This window comes from Moorena sp. SIO4A1, from assembly GCF_010672065.1.
GTDB lineage: Bacteria > Cyanobacteriota > Cyanobacteriia > Cyanobacteriales > Coleofasciculaceae > Moorena.
This window is the reverse complement of record NZ_JAAHHX010000670.1, coordinates 1-1,521: the sequence shown is the minus strand read 5'-3', so window position 1 is coordinate 1,521 and position 1,521 is coordinate 1. Positions and strand designations below refer to the sequence as shown.

The 1,521-nt window shown below is 46.7% G+C and carries 3 protein-coding genes and 1 pseudogene; 2 read left to right on the top strand and 2 right to left on the bottom strand.

The window, feature by feature from the left end; genetic code table 11:
• Positions 1–165: 165 nt before the first annotated feature.
• Positions 166–312 carry a hypothetical protein gene (locus F6K53_RS41790; RefSeq protein ID WP_293086309.1) on the top strand — a complete coding sequence of 49 codons (147 nt, stop codon included), beginning with the start codon at positions 166–168 and terminating at the stop codon, positions 310–312.
• 134 nt (positions 313–446) lie between these two features.
• Here F6K53_RS41790 and F6K53_RS41785 read toward each other — a convergent pair whose 3' ends face one another.
• Both F6K53_RS41785 and F6K53_RS41780 read right to left on the bottom strand, forming a co-directional pair.
• On the bottom strand, positions 447–692 hold the full coding sequence (locus F6K53_RS41785; protein ID WP_293086306.1) for a helix-turn-helix domain-containing protein: 246 nt from the start codon (positions 690–692) through the stop codon (positions 447–449).
• Positions 693–877: 185 nt separating this feature from the next.
• A complete protein-coding gene (locus tag F6K53_RS41780) occupies positions 878–1,105 on the bottom strand; it encodes a hypothetical protein (protein WP_293086303.1) in 228 nt (75 codons plus the stop codon).
• A 4-nt stretch (positions 1,106–1,109) separates the two neighbouring features.
• Between F6K53_RS41780 and F6K53_RS41775 the strand changes: the two are divergent.
• Positions 1,110–1,521: pseudogene (locus tag F6K53_RS41775) on the top strand (glycosyltransferase family 39 protein); the annotation flags it as partial.

Genomic DNA, 1,521 nt, shown 5'->3' with positions numbered 1-1,521 from the left:
CCCTCATCCTTAAGAGCAAGGAGACTCCCGTTATACCCGCTTTCTTTAGTGGGAGACGGAGCTTGTAAAGTTCCGCAGATAAGTCCCTCAGGAATTGCGTCCGTTGACGATGTTAATGAAACCGGTTACAATATATATGGTCAATGACCCACCCGAGACGATGGATTGACCAAAGGTCACGCTTCGCGAACAGACAGCCTACACGAGCGAAGTCCAGTAACCTGGCGGCGCAGCAAAATCGGTAGACCGGGAAAAGAGGATGGGGCAATGGAAGTCCAACCCTTGAATCAAAAGTACATCAAAACTTTGTAAAAACTCGACACATGAGAACCGCAGGGCTTGCGGGGATAGTCTGTGGAGCGAACTTAAGACCATAAAACCCCTTGAGGGTGGAGGCTGTTGCTATGAAACAGAAAACCTAAATCGTGAGGTTTAGGAATCCCCCGCTATAATCTTTGATTTAGCGGTGGGAGGATGTCAAAATCAGCATCTTCCAGTCGTGCAATCACAGGCTGCTTTGTACCTACAAGTTCTGCAAGCTGTTTCTGGGTTAACCCCGCTTTTGTTCTGGCTTCATAAATTAACTGTGCCACCTCTGCATTTATAGAGGCTTCTGCTATCATTGCCTCCATTTCCGGGTCGGTACTAGTCTTGTTGTCAATGATTTTAATGGCATCGGAAGTCTTCGCCATATTCTTCCTCCTCTACATAGGTATGAACATCTGGGTTTTGTTCAAATAAACGCTTTCTCAAGATTGCCCGTTCAATATCAATTTACTCAATAACTATAGCTAGCATTGTTGGTAATCATTCAGCTAATGCGCTACAGATGGTGCTACTTGAGGTGCTATCAGCGATTAGCGCTACACCGAACAGCTTATGGGCTAGCTCCCAGCGTCGTTCGCACAGCGTGGCACCTAAAGTAGCGTGGCCTTTTGGCCAAGGCCAAAGCCTGTGCCACGCACGCTACTTGAGGTGCCATTGCTCGTAGGCCAGGGTAAGGGAACAGCTTTTGAATAAAATAAGCTGACCACTGACGGCTGACGGCTGACGGCTGAATGCTTACGATTGTTGTAGCTAATTCATCTGAACACTTAGCAATCACCACTATGAAAAGACGCTTTAGAGATCCAGTAATTTTAGGACTAATTTGGCTAGGGAGTGGATTTTGCGATCGCATTTGGTTTGCCCTAGATCACTCTGTCCCAGCTTGGGACCAGGCGGACTATTTGACTGGTTCGTTGAATTACTGGCAGGCGTTGCAGCATCCTCAGTGGTTCTCTGGGGAGTGGTGGAACAGTTTTTGGGCAATTTCGTCAAAAGTCCCGCCATTGACTTATATTATTGCCGCAATGGTTCAGCAACTGTTTGGAAACGGACCAGAGCTAGCTACAATAGCGCTAGTTTTATGTAGTGGAGTGTTAATTGCTTCAGTTTATGGATTAGGGCTGGTATTATTTAACCGCCAGGTAGGGTTATGGGCTGCTGGTTTAGTAATGTTGTTACCAGGACTATATCGCT

What these genes read in the sequence shown, in the direction of transcription:
- F6K53_RS41785 (WP_293086306.1), bottom strand. Translation starts at nt 692, where the DNA reads ATGGCGAAGACTTCCGATGCCATTAAAATCATTGACAACAAGACTAGT.